This window comes from Pseudomonas sp. NFACC24-1 (assembly GCF_900115235.1).
GTDB classification, from domain to species: domain Bacteria; phylum Pseudomonadota; class Gammaproteobacteria; order Pseudomonadales; family Pseudomonadaceae; genus Aquipseudomonas; species Aquipseudomonas fluorescens_AA.
Genome location: NZ_FOVS01000086.1, coordinates 1 through 1,682 on the forward strand (window position 1 = coordinate 1; position 1,682 = coordinate 1,682).

Here is a 1,682-nt window from a genome sequence, read left to right on the forward strand (position 1 = left end):
GTTGCAGTAACCCGCCTGATCGTTCCCACGCTCCGGCGTGGGAATGCCTCCACGGACGCTCCGCGTTCGGCTTTGGAAAGGGACGCGGAGCGTCCCGGGCTGCATTCCCACGCGGAGCGTGGGAACGATCAAACGGTCTTTACTTCAGCAAAGGCACAGCCGCCTGTGCGAGCTGGGTGAGCAACTCAATATCTCGCTCGTCGCGTGCGCCATCTTCGTTTAAATCGGTTTTTATACCCACCTTGTCGTAGCGTCCATCCTTCAGGGAAGAAGCGACAAAGGTGAGCAAGTAACTCTTGCTGTCACGAAAAAACTCGAGCCGAACCTCCGGGCTTTCGTCTTTATCGAAGTCGTTAAGAGATATACGGATTTCTTCGGCGGCCATCGCTACACCTCCTCCATGGATTAGCTCAATACGGCATCGCCGCTTAGCAGCGCGCCTGTTGCTACCTTATAACCATGCCTCCAAAAATCTACTGTCAGAAGTATCAGGTGTACGTCCGCACAGTAGAGCCTACGGAGAATCGAGCATTCTTTGTGGCGAGGGGATTTATCCCCGCTGGGCCGCGAAGCGGCCCCAACAGCAGCGACTCAATCTGTCTGACACACCGAAGTGTCAGGTTTGGGTCTGCTGCGCAGCCCAGCGGGAGCAAGCTACCTCGCCACAGGACGGTGCCCGACCTTAAGTGGGCGGGCAGGCCGAACTGGCCGGTGCCTCGACCTGATCCAACGCCTTGTCCACCAGCAACTGGCACAACTCCACCAACTGATGAATTCCCAACGCCACGCTCCGACGCGTGCCCTCCACTTCGAATGCCAGATCCTCGGCCATGGCTTTTATCGAGGCCAGGGTTTCCGAGGTACTGGTGAGCAGCGTATCGGTGTCGGCTTTGGCGGTGACTGAAAACAGGCTATCGATGCGCTGATCGGTGCTTGGCTCTGGTTTTTTTGGATTCAGGTAATGATCGAGGGCGCGCTCGGCGGCGGCGCGGTCTTTTAGGAGGTCTTCGATGGCGTCGAAATCCGCCAATGGATTTGTTCTGTTGAAATTCGGTTCAGTCTTTCCTTCGTTCATGCGAATGCTCCTGATGAAATTGGAGCCATCACTTGCCGTTATGGTCGTGAGGCTTACGACCTATTAATTTCGGGTTCCCACTCCCGGCCGCTGTTTCGCAGCGACACGCAAAAGGTTAGAGAGCCCACTTCCGAGGGACAACCTTAAAAGCTTGTCGGATCTTTCGTTCTGGAGAGCGGATCCTTCCTACGCACCTGAATGATTTATGCAGCCTTCCGCCCCACCGCAAACCCCGTGGCGAGGGAGCTTGCTCCCGCTGGGCTGCGCAGCAGACCCAACCCAAGCGCCGCGTTGTGTCAGATAAATGGAGTCGCTGCTTTTAGGGCCGCTTCGCGCCCCAGCGGGAGCAAGCTCCCTCGCCACGGGATTAATGTTCGACGAGGACGAGGCGTGTTGCTTCAACTGGTGAATCGGGTACACCCGAAAGAAACAGGTCGGCTACAAGGCCGCCTTCGCGAGCAAGCCCGCTCCCACAATGGATCGACGTACGACCGGAGAACCAGGCCGGCTGTCAGGCCGCCTCGCGGTGGACGTTGATCTCGGCGCCCCGTTAACCACGCTGGCCGAACGCAGGCATTGTGGAGTGGGCATCCCGGCATGGATGCCG

2 protein-coding genes are annotated in these 1,682 nt (G+C 57.9%); both read right to left on the bottom strand.

The genetic code is table 11. The features are described from left to right. Positions 1-139 precede the first annotated feature (139 nt). The gene (locus tag BM317_RS29620) at positions 140-385 is read right to left on the bottom strand and encodes a hypothetical protein (protein ID WP_092171471.1); all 246 of its coding nucleotides are present in this window, start codon (positions 383-385) and stop codon (positions 140-142) included. 297 nt (positions 386-682) lie between these two features. Continuing rightward, positions 683-1,075, bottom strand: coding sequence for a DUF6124 family protein (locus BM317_RS29625; protein ID WP_092171466.1), 393 nt, complete (start codon positions 1,073-1,075; stop codon positions 683-685). Between the last annotated feature and the right edge of the window lie 607 nt (positions 1,076-1,682).